The organism is Timonella senegalensis JC301 (assembly GCF_000312125.1).
GTDB lineage: Bacteria > Actinomycetota > Actinomycetes > Actinomycetales > Cellulomonadaceae > Timonella > Timonella senegalensis.
Map to the genome: position 1 here is coordinate 335497 of NZ_HE978643.1, position 12173 is coordinate 347669.

The window sequence follows — 12173 nt, forward strand, 5'->3', positions numbered from 1 at the left end:
GCTCACGCGGCGCACTCATGTCGTGCCCCTCACGCCCCACACCCAAGAGATCAAGGACGGTCAGAGCAGACTGGTGGACGGGCGCTCCAGTCAGTTCATCGAGGAGTTCCCGGTACAGAGACTTTCCCGCGGACCCATCCAGTAGCGCGCGCTGAACCTCCTCCGGGCTGTCCAGTTGGAGGGCACTAACCGCCTCCTGAACGCGCCGCAGACGCTCCTTGCTTCGGGCATTCATCTCGTAGCCCGCCGCCCACATGCGGATCGTGTAGCGCGAGACGCCGAACAGCTTCGCAAGGCGTGTGGTCCCCAAGAGGGTGGCGGACTGGAGGTCTCGAATGGACCCTGCTCCATCGGTCATGGTTGTTCCTTTCCTCGTGCGAGCTTCGCGGAGTGCCGGACTCCAAGTATTAGTGCGTCCGCGAGGGTTTGGTCTTGGTCGTGGTGGTGCTTGGTCTGCTCTAGTCGGGTGGCTTCTGCTGCGAGTTCTTGCGTCACGTGTTCCCTGATTTGTTGTTCGAGGGCGGGCAGGGCGGCGGTGAGGACGGCTCGTGACATGTCCAAGAACTCTTCCTGGATGATGAAACCTGCTGCGCCCCAATCACCCTTCGCCTGCCGAAGTTCCGGAACGATCGTGCCGCGCGCCAGTAGGTTCTTCGCTCCGGCTTCGATTGCTTGGGTGGTGATGGTCATGGCTCTCCTAGAATTTGGGTTTGGGTGCTGGTGTTTGGCGGTGTGTGCGTTCGGTTTCTCGGATCATGTGGCCGATGTGTTGGCGCATTTCTGGTGGCGCGATTTTGTGGCCGAGGTTGAAGATGAGGATTGCGATTTCTCCGCGCCATCCCCATAGCCGGCGAACGTAGCTCATGCTTCCTCCTTGTAGGGGTTGTTGTAGCCGTCTAGGCCGATGTATCCGCACTCCACATCACTGACCGCTTGCGCTCCTGGTTCCCATGCTTGGGCTTTCACTTCCCGGTCGTGCTCGGCAAGCCAACGGTCGAAGGCTTCGGCTTTTTCCTCGGAGTCGAGCGCGTATTGGTCGCGGATCTCCTCGGTGGTTGGCGTGTAGCTCATTTGGGGTCTCCTTCGAGGGCTTGGATGGTCGGGCAGGGATGTGGGGTGCTGCTGTCGAGAGAGCACGCGGCGCATTCTCCGAGGGTTTCCCAATGGAGGTCGCGCACTCGTTGGATGGACGCGTGGAGACCCTCTACACGCTCATAGGCAATGTCATACCGGGCATTACGCATACGCTCACGGCCCTCAGGAGTGGACTCCATCTCCTCAATCAAGGTCTTACGCCCATCTCTGCGACCCTTGAGTTTGCGATCCTCCCAACGCTTCTCAAGCCACTCAATGCGTGCGATGAGAGCGAGGACTTGCCCGGCGGAGATCGACACGCACGCAGGTTCCATTCCTCCTCCGTGGAGCATGAACGGCTGTGCTTCTTCTGCTGCCTGTTTGAGTTCTTCGAGATTGAGGTCAGTCATTTCGGGTTCCTACGATCTTGTTGTGAGGGACTCTGGGTTCGTCATAGCCGGGCTCCGTGTGGCAGGTGACCGTGGTCTTGTTGACGCGTTTCACGCGATACCAGACAGCCTGGTAGCGCTCGCGGACGAGGATGTGTGTCGCGTCCGTGAGGGCTGCTGGGTCTACCGGCTCGGTGGGGAGTTCTGAGAGCCTTTGCGCTCGTTTCGCGTCTTCGAGCGCCTTCACGAGTCGTGTACGTTCTTGGGCTTCGCGGCGGAGCTGATTCAAGTACCCGGAAACGCGCTTCTGGCCGTGCGCTTGGGTTTCGTGGAAGCGCATGGACTGCAACCCCGGATCGGTAGGGACGATCTGGTGGGCTTCGTCCCAAGCATCCAAAGCAGCTGAGCGCGGTCGACCGCTTGCTGGTAACTCATCAGTTTCCTTTCGGGCATAGAAAAGGCCCCTGTTATGGGGCCGCAATTTCGGGTTACTTCTTCTGGACTACTGGTGGGGCTTCGGTCCGCCACCTGGCTACTACCGTGATGCCCTGCTTGTCAGAACTGATCTGCAACTCTGCAGAGGGCGGCATCCCCGCATCCGCGAGCGCGATGAGGATTGTTTGGGCTGCGATTGCTGTGTTGTTGGGGGTGATCATGCGGAGGTTGTGGTCGATGTGGAGTGGTGGGGTGTGGGGTGGGGTGGGTGTGGTCATGGTGTGGTGGTTTCCTCTTGGCGGTCTTTGGTGCAGTGTGTGCAGGGGCATTGGTCGTCGGTGTCGGTGTGGGTCCAGTCGATGTCGCCGATTGCAATGGAGGGGGCGCCGTGGACGTCCATGACGACTTGGACGATGTGTTGGCCGTTGGTCCAGACTGCTGAGAATCGGTGGCCGCGGCCTGGGCGGGTTTCTTCGTACCAGTGGGTGGTCCATTCGTAGTGGTCAAGGTCGGCGGGTGGACGGGTGCCTGTGTGTCGTTCGATTTCGGTGAGGGTGAGTGGCCATTCTTGGGTTTGGCGTTCGGTGAAGTAGTCGTTCACTGTGTCGCTTTCGGTTGTGGCGGGGTGGCGGGTTATTGGTGTTGTGCGAGCTGGAGGATGAGGTCGGGGCGGAAGCCTGACCAGTGGCCGGTTGGTCCTTCGACGACGGGTGCTTGGAGGTAGCCGAGGCCTTTGATGTGGGTGAGGCTTTTTGGGTTTTCGGTGACGTCGATGACTTTGTGGGGGATGTTTTTCTTGTTGAGCGCGTTCTTGGTGGCTTCGCATTGGTGGCAGTTCGGCATTGAGTAGACGGTGACGGTGGTGGGGTCTGGGGTGGTCATGGGTTTCGCTTTCCGGTGGTGAGGCCGAGTCGTCGGGCGGTTGTGGTTAGGGTGCTTAGGTGCATTCCGAAGAGGTTCGCGATCTGGGCGTTTGTGAGGCCTCGGTCGCGGAGGTAGTAGTACTCTTTCGCGTCGAATGCGCCCCGTTCTTTGTTTTTGAGTGCGGGGCCGCCTGCCCGCTCGCCGGGTGTCATGCCACCCCAAACCCCGAATGCGTCGGCGGCGTTTCGGCATTCGGTGATGACTGGGCAGGTTGCGCATATGTCTTTCGCGCGCTGCATTTCTGTTGGGCGGTCCGCGTAGAAGGTGTCGCCGGGCATTCCTGCGCAGGCCGCGAGCTCGTACCAGGAGTCCGGCTTGTTGCGGTTCATAAGCCGAGCATCCAAGCGAGATCGGCGTTCCCGGTCTTCTCGAGGTAGTCGAGCGCTTTGGCTTTCTCGTCGTCGCTGCTGGGTTTGCTGGGCATGGTCATGGTGGGGAACGCGCTCGGCATGGGCTTCGTCGGTTCGTAGATACGCGTGTCAGTCTTTCGGGCGGTCATCGGTAGTCCTCTCTGGCTAGCTGTTGCGCGAGAGTGATTGCTGCGGCGTGGGTGTCTGCGATGTGGAGCAGCCCGCCGTATCGGTTAACGACCTTCCAGAAGTATTGGGTGGTCGTTGGGTCGAGGGGGGCTTCTAATCGGTAGACGCGTAGTGGCAGACGGCTGTGGGGGGCACCAGCCAGGCGCAGTGCCATGCGGTACATTTCGTGCGCGTCCACGTCGTTGACTCGCGGTGGTTTCGGTCTGCCGTGACGCTCCTGGAATGTGGAAGTGATCGCGTCTCTTGTTGGCTGTTGCGCGTAGTCGATCGCCTCAGCGTGCGTGTTGAAGGCAGCCTTTGAGTGGTCACCTGGTGGCGCGTACACCCACTGCCCAGCCGCAACATGCTTGAACACCGAGCCGATCTGGTGCTCCTCTTCGTACTTGATGCGAGTCATGCCAGCACGAATGCCAGGCGGCTTGGGCCTGCCATGGCGTTCCTCGAACGTGGTCATTGGTGGTCCTTTCTAGGCGGCTATGCCGAGAGAGTCGGCGACGGTTTGGATCAGGTCGCGGGCTGCTGGCGGGCAGACGGCGTTGCCGGACATCTTGACTTGTTCGCGGCGGGTGCCGACCATCTCGTACTCCTTGGGGAATGCCATGGCCTGCTTGATTTCGGTGGGGTTGAGCATCCGGAAGTGGACGTCTGCGATGTCCACGGTGGGACGTTGGGCGTTCAAGAGTGCTTGGTGTCCTGCCGTGGTGATGGTTCGTACTGGTTCGTGCTGTGGTGTTGTCAGGTAGGACGGGTCACCTGGAACGCTATTCATGCGGGTGATGAGCGCGTGGCGTTCGACGGTGGTGATCGTTGAAACGGTGTCGTTGATGCGGTTAGTGTTCACACCGGACCCGTAGTAGGCCATGCTGAAAGCTTCCGGGTGGGTTACGAGTGAAGCGTGTAGCCCGCCGGTGACGATGGTTGGCGCAACTCCACTGATGGGAGTGGAACGTGAAGCGTCGGAGCCGCTGACGTTGTTGACCATGAGCGGAGGGAAGGCGAGGCCTTCACTTTCCCGCGTGGTGCGGGTGCGGAACGGCTTATCGACTGGTTCAGCAGTGTCGTTCCACGTGCCGCCGGCGGGCGTCATGAGCGGGTGGAGTGCGATGCCCTTCGATTCGCGGGTGTGCTGGGTCTTGAACGGCTCAGCGACTGGCCACGCCCGGTAGTAGGACTCGGGGTCCATGTATCGCGGGTGCTTTGGATCGGCGGCGTCGTAGCCGTTGCCGTTGTGTTCCACGTGCACGGGCGTCCAGTACCGTTCTATACCCATCTGGATGCGGCGCATCGTCTTGTCAGCGAGGGGCTTGTCACGGTCACCGATGCGGGTTCCAAGGTCGGACCAGTCGATGATTGACGAGGCTGGCACCCAGGCAGGCTCCACGATCGCGTTGTGGCAGGCGGTGTTCGGGCACCTGTACAGGTACTGTGCGCGGTATCGTCCGGGGCGATCTTGACCGTTGCCCTTCTTCCACCATTGGCGAGCTCGCACAACCTCGTCGCAGGTTCCGCAGTACGCCTGCGGGCGCAGCATCTCTTCGAAGTCTGGGGCTGGGTTACCGCGGCGCCAGAACGCGATGTACACGCGGTCGCGCGATTGGGGCGCGGCCTGCCCGAAGATTCCGGCGTGCATGGCGTTCAGCGAGATGATGCGGTGCTTGTAGCCGAGGTTGTGCATGGCCATCAGCCACACCTGGAACAGGCCTCCACGGGCGGTGTCGTCGTCACCCCAGTCAGCGACCTCAACGACGTTCTCCACGAGGACGGCTTGGTAGCGGTGCTGCTCGGTAAAGCGAATGACGTCCCACATGGTCGCTCGGGAACGTTTCACTGCGTCTTCGGTCAGGGTTTCGCCGAAGAGGTCGGGCTGGAGGGGTTGCTTGCGGCCCTTCGCGCGGGAGTGGTTCGTGCATTCAGGGGAGGCCCACAGGATGTCGGTGGACGCGATCCGTTCGGGGGAGAACTGGGAAATGTTCTCGTGGAGGTGGACAGTGTCCGGGTGGTTGCGGTTGTGGGTTTCGATGGCGAGGTCCCAGTGGTTCGCGGCGTAGCGAACCTCAATGCCGGGCACTTGGATAGCGCCCGTGGATGATCCGCCGGCACCGCAGAAGAGGTCGGTGAGAGTAAGCAATGTGGTTCCTTGGTTGGTTAGGCGTCGAGTAGTTCGGGGTGCTTGTTCAGGTAGACGCACACGGTGTTACGCGTGGTGTCGAGGGCAGCAGCGATCTGGTTGTAGGAGTGTCCGGAGGCGCGCAGTTCGACAATCGCCATCCCGAGGAACGGGTTTGGTCCGGGACTTTGGGGCTTCTTGCCGGTGAGTTCCTGGTACAGCTCGGGTTCTACGTCCCGGCAGTCCTGACACCAGACATGCCCGTTGCTGCGATCGAGACGGGTTAGTGGCTCACCTGCTCGAGCGCAGATCGTGCGGGGCTTCTTTGTTGCCATGAGGTTCCTTCGTCGGTTGTTGATGGTTGGGCGGTAAGGTCACGGCCAGCCCCCGCGCGGGCGGGGGAGGACCGTGGCCCGGCAGCCGTCAGGTGTCGGGTTGCAGTTGCTTGAAGACCGCTCCGGAGAGGAGGTCGCTGGGCCTCCAGATCGCGGCATCCTGCCCGAGCGCTGTGAGCGTCTCGATCCATTCCTTCTGCTCGGGCCTCACACGGCCACGCTCCGTCTTCAGCTCACGGAAAAGCAGGATCCCCGTCTTCTTGTTCGCGAGGACGAGATCCGGCCAGCCAGGCTGCGAGCGCCGTGAGTCGTGTGTGTGGTAGGTGAGGTAGCCGCAGGTTTTGGCGAGGCGGAGGATGCGGGTTTGGAGGTTTGCTTCGGTCATGGCTCGGGCTTGTTCTTGTTGGTATTGGCCGGTTGAGATGGTGCGGATGGTGGGCATTGGTCTCCGGTGGGGATGGTGAAGGCCGCGGCACGGTGTGTGTCGCGGCCTTCGGTGTGGCTGGTTAGCTGGTGAGGGTGTCTTGGTCCCAGCTTTGGTTGGCGGGGTCTCCCCAGGTGGGGTTGGTGTTGTCGCCGGGTGGTGGGGGTGGTGGGGTGTTGCGTCCTGTGCGTGTGATTTTTGCGGTGGCGTAGCGCAGGGATGGCCCGATTTCGTCGATGTGGAGTTCGAGGCTGGTGCGTTTCTCTCCGTCGCGGGTTTCGTAGTTGCGTTGGATGAGTCGGCCTTGTGCGATGACGCGGGTGCCTTTGGTGAGGGTGTTTGCTACGTTTTCGGCGGCGTCTTTCCAGAGGGAGCAGCGGAGGAAGAGTCCTTCGCCGTCTTTCCATTGATTGGTTTGCCGGTCGTAGGTGCGGGGTGTGGATGCGATGGTGAAGTTCGCGACGGGTACGCCTGATGGTGTGAAGCGGAGTTCGGGGTCGCTGGTTAGGTTCCCGATGACCGTGATGACGGTTTCACCAGCCATTGTTGATGTCCTCCAGGAGGTCGTCGATTTCTTTGTTGATGGTGCGCCAGCGTGCGGCGCTGCGTGCGATGTGCATCCACATGACTGCGAGGGCGAGGCATATGGCGCCGTTGAGCGGATCGCCGGTGATGAAGAATCCGGTCGACGCCACTACCAGGAGGACTGCAACGATGATGGGAAGGATGATCATTGCTGGCCTTCCTCGTCGATGACCTCGGCGCGAACCCACTCGTTGAACAGAGCGACACTGCCGTTGGGAGAGGAAACGTAGAGGTCTCCGTGTTCGACGAAGAAGAGGTTCGCGGTCGGGTAGAGGAACTCCTCCGGGGAGCCCGTGCTGGTGGTTGTGTAAACCTTCACTGCCATGGCTACTTGCCTGCTTTCTTGGGGATGGTTGTTGAGTAGTTGGAGGGGTTTGCCATGAGGCACGTGTTGCATGCCCCGAACATGAACTCCGTGAAGCGCGCCAGTTTGGCGCCGCACGTTGGGCAGGTGGACATTACTTGGCCTCCTTTGTGTCTCGGCCGGGCGTGTAGACGATGTGCGTGTGGTAGCTGTTGTCGTCGGCGGTTGTTTCGGTGGGGCTGGTGTCGGCCAGGACGGCTGCGCTCATTTGGTGGCCTTCTTTTTCTTGGGGTTTCCCTTGACGTCTTGGCCCTTCTCATTCGCGCCCTCGGTGTCCTTGGTTTCGGACTGCCGTGCGACTGCGTCCGCGAGCGCTTCGGTGAGTTTCTTCATGTCCGCGACGACGTCGACCGTGATGGTGCGGACGGGATGCTTCGTTGTCTCGCTTGCAGGCTGGGGGTTGTCGCACAGCGCGCAGGGGGCCCCGCATCCGTTTGGGTTGGGGTGGCTCTGGTCCTTCTTGGGGGTAACGCCGCACTCGCCCTCGAGGCGAGCCATATACTCACCCCACGAGGGGCGGCGGGACGGAGCGAGGAGGTCACCGGTGTTGAACGTGCGCACGAGGCCATCGAGGGTTCCCTCGCTCGCCGCAGGGTCGAAGCCTAGGACAAATCCGCCTCGCTGTACCGGCTTGAGCCGCTCGGAGCGTTCCTTGCCGCGCTTGTACGCCTCGAAAGTCTCGAGGTCCCGAACTTCGTTGGCGATCTTCTTCGCATTCAAACGCGTGTACATGACTATTGAGTACATGAAACCGCCAACTCTGGCCCCCTGGCCCCGGAGGACGTAATCGTTGAGCGCGGGGACTAGACGAACGGCTTGCTCGAGGGCATCGCTGATCTCGCTTTCGCGGCGTCGCGCCTCTTGGTGGAGCTCATCGATCCTGCTTTCAAGACGGGCGCGTTCTGCTTCGAGTTGTTCGACGCGCTCGCGGGAGATGAATGGCATGGTGTGTTCCTTTCGGGGTTACTGGCAGACGTAGATGGGTGCTGCTGGGTCGCAGCCGAGGTTGATGCCGGTCAGGTTTGAGAGCATGACGACAATGGCGTTGAAAAGAAGAAAGGCCCCCACGAATGTGGCGGACCAGAAGATTGTTCGGACGGCTGTTCGGAGTTTCATGCGTACTCCCATCGGGTGGTCGCAGTGACTGGTTTTGGGGTGCGGTTGGACAGGTGGAATCGCACCAGCCCGGTCACCGCACTCACGGTGACTCGCTTAGAGGGGTGCAGGACGTGCACTACGGGGCCAAGGCCGCGATAGAACACGCGGATGGTACTTCCGGACGTCGGAAGAGATTCCGCGAAGCACACGGGCCGTTGCGTGGATTCGAGTACCTGCGGGTTCGTGTACACGCTCCCGCCAAGTACCGTGTTTGGTCCGCGCTCAGACCAGGACATCAGCCCGTACTCGAGGCGCCGCACCAAAAGATCACGGCCAACCTCAGCGTCACCGCGCGTCATCCGCTAACAACCTTCCAGCTCTGAAGATCAGACCACTTCCAGGTGCCAGCCGCGGGTACATCCATGCCCATCCACGCTCCAACTAGCGGGAACCCGTCCTCCGGGTCATGCGTGACTACCGCTCGCAGCATGTTCCCGGCATTGGTGGTCGCTTCGATGAAACTTCCAGCGGGCGGCTTAGTTCGCACGACCTTGGTGATCTTCCACTCGATTCCACCGGCGTACAGGACTAGGTCGCCGGCGTAGATTGTGCCGCCATCGGAGACATCGCCGACTGTCACTGTCGCGGTATCACCGTTGACGCGAGTCATGGTGATACGGTCGCCGATTTCAATACTCTTGCGGTCAATGGGGCTTGCCGGGGCTAGTGCTTTTGCCATGGTTCTCTCCTTGCTGTTGCGGCGAGCAGGAAGACGCTCGCGAGGTTCATGAGGCTTTGGGTGGGGTGTAGGGCCGTGGTGGGCGGCTGTTTGGGTTGGAGTGGAACGTCATCATCGGGATGAGGTTGGTGGGGTCTGCTGGGTTGAAGTCCGCGAGGCGGATCAGCAGGGAGATGTTGCGGGTAGATGGTGGTGCCTTGGGTGTGGGCCGTTGAAGGTGTTTCAAGTCGGCGGGTGTTGGTGGGCTAGCCATTGCTTGCCTCCGTGATGAATGCCGCGGGTGTGCGAGCGGTGATCTGCTCGGTGGCGACGGTTTCCGCATCAGCGGCTGGGTAGCCGTCAGCGATGAGCTCTCGGCGCCGCTGCACCCATTCCCGTTCGAGCTCTGGATGGTCGGCGAGGGCAGCCGGCGGTATTTCGAGCGGTGCGCGCTGCAGTCGGTCTCGCTTCCACCCCGTGACGATCGCGTTGATGTGTGCGGGCATGAGCCAATCGGTGGATGTTGCCCTGTGCCGTTCAATGGCGGCCGTGGCGTCAGCGAGGGTCATAGGGTCCAGTGACTTCGCGAACTCCACGGCCTTGAGTTTGTCGATCTTGCGCTCATCGAGGAGCGCGGCCTTCGCGAGGAGGGCAGCCACCTCGCTGGGAGGAAGTTTGTGGCTCATGCGGTGATCTCCAATCTTTTGGCTTCTTCCATTGCTCGTAGTTCTTGCGCGACGTCGATTGCTGCGTCGAACCTGGCGGAGGTGGCTGGGGTGTGGCGGGCGCTCTCACTGAGGGCCTTGGCCTTGAGTTGCTCGAACTTCTCGCGCAGTTTCATTGCTGAGCGAATGTTGGGTGCCCAGAACGAATCGCGGTTAACCCAGTTGATGATCCAGAGAACCTGATCGAGCGTGAGCTCGTCCTTTTCAAGGAGGAGTCTGGCCGCGGTGATGTTCGCTTTCGTGCGGTTGGGTTTCTTGAAGTCGTGACTCACGCAGTGCTCATCGATGGCTTCGAGAATCGACAAAACCTTGGGGTCGAGTTCTGCGTTAGCAGAAGTTGACGAAGAGGTTTTATTCCCCTGTTCCTCTGTTCCTCTGTTCCTCTGTTCCCCTGTTCCAGGCGCGAGGGTTTCAGAAGGACTCGCGAGGGGTTCAAGAATTCTTGACTCGCGATATTCAAAAGTGCCGTCTGGTCTGGGCTTTCGCCCCTTGCCGGGTTTGTCGATGCGTTGGGTGTCTTCCCAAAACGAGATGAACAGCAATTTGTCGCCGCCAGCCTCATATCGGTGGATCAAACCGGCCCGAAAAATGCTGGAAATGGCTTCTGAAACCCTCGCGACAGTCTCGCGAGGGTTCGCGAACATGTCGCGAGGAAACACGTCGGTGACGATGAGCTCGATGTCATCGATGCCCACTCCGTTGTCGTCGACGTAGGACTCCAAGCCCTTCAAGACGAGGCGTTCATCCCACGTCAACTTCGCGATACGGCGTGACTTCCAGAACTCCGGTTTGGTGGAGCGGATACGCATCGAGGACTCCCTTCATGTGGTGTGGCGGTCATTGCTTCGACCTTTGCTCGGCGATCTTGTGGAGCGGCGGCGGGGGCGGCGGTTCGGCGGTGCGCTTGGCCTTCTTCGAGACCCCCATCAGGCTGAGGATGGAGTAGTTCTCGTCAGGTTCCGGCGTAGCGCGTTCGAGTTTCCGCCCCTCCAAGGCTGCGAGCGCGATCTGTAGGTCGAGGTTGTGTTTGTTGGGGCGTGCTTTGGTCATTGGGTGTTCTCTCGGGCGGCCCAGACGGGTGCGTATTTGTTGCGGTTGCCGGAGGTGCGGTCTCCGTTTGGTCGGTGGCCGATCACGACGAGGTTGGCGCGTCGGGCGAATGCGTTGACGTTCGCACCGATGCGGTGTGGGGCGACGTCTCGTGTGAGCCGCGAGCGCACGTGGCTGATGTGGAGTTCACCGTGGTCTGCGATGGCGTCGATGCAGGCTTGGAAGACTGCGGCGCGGTCGTCTTGGGACCAGATTTGCGGGTCGTTGGAGATTGCTTGGAGGGTTTGTTGGTAGCTCATGCCCTGCGCACCCCGCGGCCGGGTAGGGGGAGGTGGAAGATGTCCGCCTGTTTGGCTTCGGCGTAGTCGTTGCGCCAGGTCGATCCGTAGATGCGGCGGTCAGTTGTAGCGTGCTTGCCGTTACGGCTGGGCACCAGCCCGGCCAGGGCATCGGCGGGGTCGATGGGCTCCATGCTGTAACGGTTGGCGTGCTTGGGCGTGTACTCAGTGTCAGTGGGTAGCGTTAGTGTTGCAGTTGTCATTGGTTGCTTCCTTGTTTGGGGTAGAGATGACGAAAGCCCACCAGGTCGTTCTGGTGGGCTCTGTGTTTGGTATGGGGTTGTGTGGGTGATGGTCATGCGCTGGCGTTCTTCTGCTTCATACGGCGTGAGTGGGCGCGTGTTGCAAGTTCGATACGGTAGCCGGTCTTGCGCCCATCCTCGTAGGCTTCGATGTCGTCGGGGTCGAATCGCCAGACCCCGCCAATCTTGATGCCTCTCACCTTTCCAAGGCTGGCTTGCTCGGCGACCCAGCGGTCTGGACGTTGCCAACGATCGGCAACCTCTCGGACCGTTAAGAACTGCTTCTTCTTGATGCTCATGCCTCGGTCTCCTTGAGGTATCGGTTCACGAAGTAGGTTTGGCCTTTACCAGTAACCTTGGGTGTCTTATTGACGGTGATGTGCCCGTCCGAATGGGTGACTGCGGTTTCCTTGATTTCGAAGAGTCCTAGTTCCATCGACTTTTGGGTTGGCATGTTCCGGTCGCTGCCTTCGCGTTTGATCAAGTAGCCGTCTTCTCGAAGCCAACCGAACAGACGAGTTCCCCCGACGTCGACTCCATTGCCCTTGAGGATCTTTGCGAGGTCTCCGACAAGGATGGTTGAATGCGACGCTGCAACCGAGTCCGCGAACAGCACCTTTGGTGCGTTGGCTTTTGCTTCGAGCTCAAGGCGCCCAGCGCGCCCTGCGGTGTCCGCGAGTTCTCGCAGTGCTTCCACGTAAGTACGGGGGAGTTGTGGGCGCGCCTGCTTCTCAACTTCGATGAAGTAGCGGCGTGCCTGCTTCCCGCGGTCGGTGCGCTGGATCATGGAGATTTCTTTGCCCATGTCCAGGGTGACTGCCCAATC

At 60.7% G+C, this 12173-nt stretch carries 31 protein-coding genes; all 31 read right to left on the reverse strand.

All coding sequences use genetic code 11. From position 1 onward, the window contains the following. A partial coding sequence (locus HGSM_RS14630) for a hypothetical protein (RefSeq protein WP_040594925.1) occupies positions 1–358 on the reverse strand: 358 nt, incomplete at its 3' end. Then, complete coding sequence (locus tag HGSM_RS09375) at positions 355–690, reverse strand: hypothetical protein (RefSeq protein WP_019148492.1); 336 nt, start codon at positions 688–690, stop codon at positions 355–357. The genes HGSM_RS14630 and HGSM_RS09375, both read right to left, overlap by 4 nt. 7 nt (positions 691–697) lie before the next feature. After that, on the reverse strand, positions 698–865 hold the full coding sequence (locus HGSM_RS14420) for a hypothetical protein (protein WP_019148493.1): 168 nt from the start codon (positions 863–865) through the stop codon (positions 698–700). Then, positions 862–1071, reverse strand: coding sequence for a hypothetical protein (locus HGSM_RS09380; RefSeq protein WP_019148494.1), 210 nt, complete (start codon positions 1069–1071; stop codon positions 862–864). Before HGSM_RS09380 ends, HGSM_RS14420 begins: the two co-directional genes overlap by 4 nt. Beyond that, positions 1068–1484 carry a hypothetical protein gene (locus HGSM_RS09385; RefSeq protein WP_019148495.1) on the reverse strand — a complete coding sequence of 139 codons (417 nt, stop codon included), beginning with the start codon at positions 1482–1484 and terminating at the stop codon, positions 1068–1070. Before HGSM_RS09385 ends, HGSM_RS09380 begins: the two co-directional genes overlap by 4 nt. After that, entirely contained in the window at positions 1477–1803 is a 327-nt protein-coding gene (locus tag HGSM_RS09390; RefSeq protein WP_154646306.1) for a hypothetical protein, read from the reverse strand. The genes HGSM_RS09385 and HGSM_RS09390 overlap by 8 nt, the downstream gene beginning before the upstream one ends. Before the next feature lie 148 nt (positions 1804–1951). After that, positions 1952–2176 (reverse strand): hypothetical protein, encoded by a 225-nt coding sequence (locus HGSM_RS09395; protein WP_019148497.1) that lies wholly within the window; start codon positions 2174–2176, stop codon positions 1952–1954. Beyond that, positions 2173–2499 (reverse strand): hypothetical protein, encoded by a 327-nt coding sequence (locus HGSM_RS09400; RefSeq protein WP_019148498.1) that lies wholly within the window; start codon positions 2497–2499, stop codon positions 2173–2175. The genes HGSM_RS09395 and HGSM_RS09400 overlap by 4 nt, the downstream gene beginning before the upstream one ends. Before the next feature lie 32 nt (positions 2500–2531). Beyond that, on the reverse strand, positions 2532–2780 hold the full coding sequence (locus tag HGSM_RS09405) for a glutaredoxin domain-containing protein (RefSeq protein WP_019148499.1): 249 nt from the start codon (positions 2778–2780) through the stop codon (positions 2532–2534). Then, complete coding sequence (locus tag HGSM_RS14840) at positions 2777–3151, reverse strand: WhiB family transcriptional regulator (RefSeq protein ID WP_019148500.1); 375 nt, start codon at positions 3149–3151, stop codon at positions 2777–2779. The genes HGSM_RS09405 and HGSM_RS14840 overlap by 4 nt, the downstream gene beginning before the upstream one ends. After that, on the reverse strand, positions 3148–3321 hold the full coding sequence (locus HGSM_RS14425) for a hypothetical protein (RefSeq protein WP_019148501.1): 174 nt from the start codon (positions 3319–3321) through the stop codon (positions 3148–3150). The genes HGSM_RS14840 and HGSM_RS14425 overlap by 4 nt, the downstream gene beginning before the upstream one ends. Beyond that, the gene (locus HGSM_RS09415; RefSeq protein WP_019148502.1) at positions 3318–3815 is read right to left on the reverse strand and encodes a hypothetical protein; all 498 of its coding nucleotides are present in this window, start codon (positions 3813–3815) and stop codon (positions 3318–3320) included. The genes HGSM_RS14425 and HGSM_RS09415 overlap by 4 nt, the downstream gene beginning before the upstream one ends. 12 nt (positions 3816–3827) lie before the next feature. Beyond that, positions 3828–5489: a DNA cytosine methyltransferase gene (locus HGSM_RS09420; RefSeq protein ID WP_019148503.1), complete on the reverse strand. Its 1662-nt coding sequence runs from the start codon at positions 5487–5489 to the stop codon at positions 3828–3830. 17 nt (positions 5490–5506) lie between these two features. Then, positions 5507–5803 carry a helix-turn-helix domain-containing protein gene (locus tag HGSM_RS09425; RefSeq protein ID WP_019148504.1) on the reverse strand — a complete coding sequence of 99 codons (297 nt, stop codon included), beginning with the start codon at positions 5801–5803 and terminating at the stop codon, positions 5507–5509. A gap of 88 nt (positions 5804–5891) precedes the next feature. Continuing rightward, positions 5892–6188, reverse strand: a complete 297-nt coding sequence (locus HGSM_RS09430) for a VRR-NUC domain-containing protein (RefSeq protein WP_040595045.1) — start codon at positions 6186–6188, stop codon at positions 5892–5894. A 121-nt stretch (positions 6189–6309) separates the two neighbouring features. Next, on the reverse strand, positions 6310–6771 hold the full coding sequence (locus HGSM_RS09435) for a single-stranded DNA-binding protein (RefSeq protein ID WP_019148506.1): 462 nt from the start codon (positions 6769–6771) through the stop codon (positions 6310–6312). Beyond that, the gene (locus HGSM_RS09440) at positions 6761–6961 is read right to left on the reverse strand and encodes a hypothetical protein (protein WP_019148507.1); all 201 of its coding nucleotides are present in this window, start codon (positions 6959–6961) and stop codon (positions 6761–6763) included. Before HGSM_RS09440 ends, HGSM_RS09435 begins: the two co-directional genes overlap by 11 nt. Beyond that, a complete protein-coding gene (locus HGSM_RS09445; protein ID WP_019148508.1) occupies positions 6958–7137 on the reverse strand; it encodes a hypothetical protein in 180 nt (59 codons plus the stop codon). Before HGSM_RS09445 ends, HGSM_RS09440 begins: the two co-directional genes overlap by 4 nt. Positions 7138–7139: 2 nt before the next feature. Further along, positions 7140–7271, reverse strand: coding sequence for a hypothetical protein (locus HGSM_RS14950; protein ID WP_019148509.1), 132 nt, complete (start codon positions 7269–7271; stop codon positions 7140–7142). A 109-nt stretch (positions 7272–7380) separates the two neighbouring features. Further along, the gene (locus HGSM_RS09450) at positions 7381–8121 is read right to left on the reverse strand and encodes a hypothetical protein (protein WP_019148511.1); all 741 of its coding nucleotides are present in this window, start codon (positions 8119–8121) and stop codon (positions 7381–7383) included. Between the two features lie 18 nt (positions 8122–8139). Beyond that, positions 8140–8292, reverse strand: a complete 153-nt coding sequence (locus tag HGSM_RS14430; RefSeq protein WP_019148512.1) for a hypothetical protein — start codon at positions 8290–8292, stop codon at positions 8140–8142. Beyond that, complete coding sequence (locus HGSM_RS09455) at positions 8289–8633, reverse strand: hypothetical protein (protein ID WP_019148513.1); 345 nt, start codon at positions 8631–8633, stop codon at positions 8289–8291. The genes HGSM_RS14430 and HGSM_RS09455 overlap by 4 nt, the downstream gene beginning before the upstream one ends. After that, positions 8630–9013 (reverse strand): hypothetical protein, encoded by a 384-nt coding sequence (locus tag HGSM_RS09460; RefSeq protein ID WP_019148514.1) that lies wholly within the window; start codon positions 9011–9013, stop codon positions 8630–8632. The genes HGSM_RS09455 and HGSM_RS09460 overlap by 4 nt, the downstream gene beginning before the upstream one ends. 46 nt (positions 9014–9059) lie before the next feature. After that, positions 9060–9266: a hypothetical protein gene (locus tag HGSM_RS09465; RefSeq protein WP_019148515.1), complete on the reverse strand. Its 207-nt coding sequence runs from the start codon at positions 9264–9266 to the stop codon at positions 9060–9062. Next, complete coding sequence (locus HGSM_RS09470) at positions 9259–9678, reverse strand: hypothetical protein (RefSeq protein WP_019148516.1); 420 nt, start codon at positions 9676–9678, stop codon at positions 9259–9261. The genes HGSM_RS09465 and HGSM_RS09470 overlap by 8 nt, the downstream gene beginning before the upstream one ends. After that, entirely contained in the window at positions 9675–10412 is a 738-nt protein-coding gene (locus tag HGSM_RS14845; protein WP_230197529.1) for a hypothetical protein, read from the reverse strand. The genes HGSM_RS09470 and HGSM_RS14845 overlap by 4 nt, the downstream gene beginning before the upstream one ends. A gap of 142 nt (positions 10413–10554) precedes the next feature. Then, positions 10555–10767: a hypothetical protein gene (locus tag HGSM_RS09480; protein ID WP_019148518.1), complete on the reverse strand. Its 213-nt coding sequence runs from the start codon at positions 10765–10767 to the stop codon at positions 10555–10557. Further along, positions 10764–11066: a hypothetical protein gene (locus HGSM_RS09485; RefSeq protein ID WP_019148519.1), complete on the reverse strand. Its 303-nt coding sequence runs from the start codon at positions 11064–11066 to the stop codon at positions 10764–10766. Before HGSM_RS09485 ends, HGSM_RS09480 begins: the two co-directional genes overlap by 4 nt. Next, positions 11063–11308: a hypothetical protein gene (locus HGSM_RS09490; protein WP_019148520.1), complete on the reverse strand. Its 246-nt coding sequence runs from the start codon at positions 11306–11308 to the stop codon at positions 11063–11065. Before HGSM_RS09490 ends, HGSM_RS09485 begins: the two co-directional genes overlap by 4 nt. Before the next feature lie 92 nt (positions 11309–11400). Next, positions 11401–11646: a helix-turn-helix domain-containing protein gene (locus HGSM_RS09495; RefSeq protein ID WP_019148521.1), complete on the reverse strand. Its 246-nt coding sequence runs from the start codon at positions 11644–11646 to the stop codon at positions 11401–11403. Next, positions 11643–12173, reverse strand: a 531-nt coding sequence (locus tag HGSM_RS09500) for a phage antirepressor KilAC domain-containing protein (RefSeq protein WP_019148522.1), incomplete at its 5' end; no start/stop codon positions are given. The genes HGSM_RS09500 and HGSM_RS09495, both read right to left, overlap by 4 nt.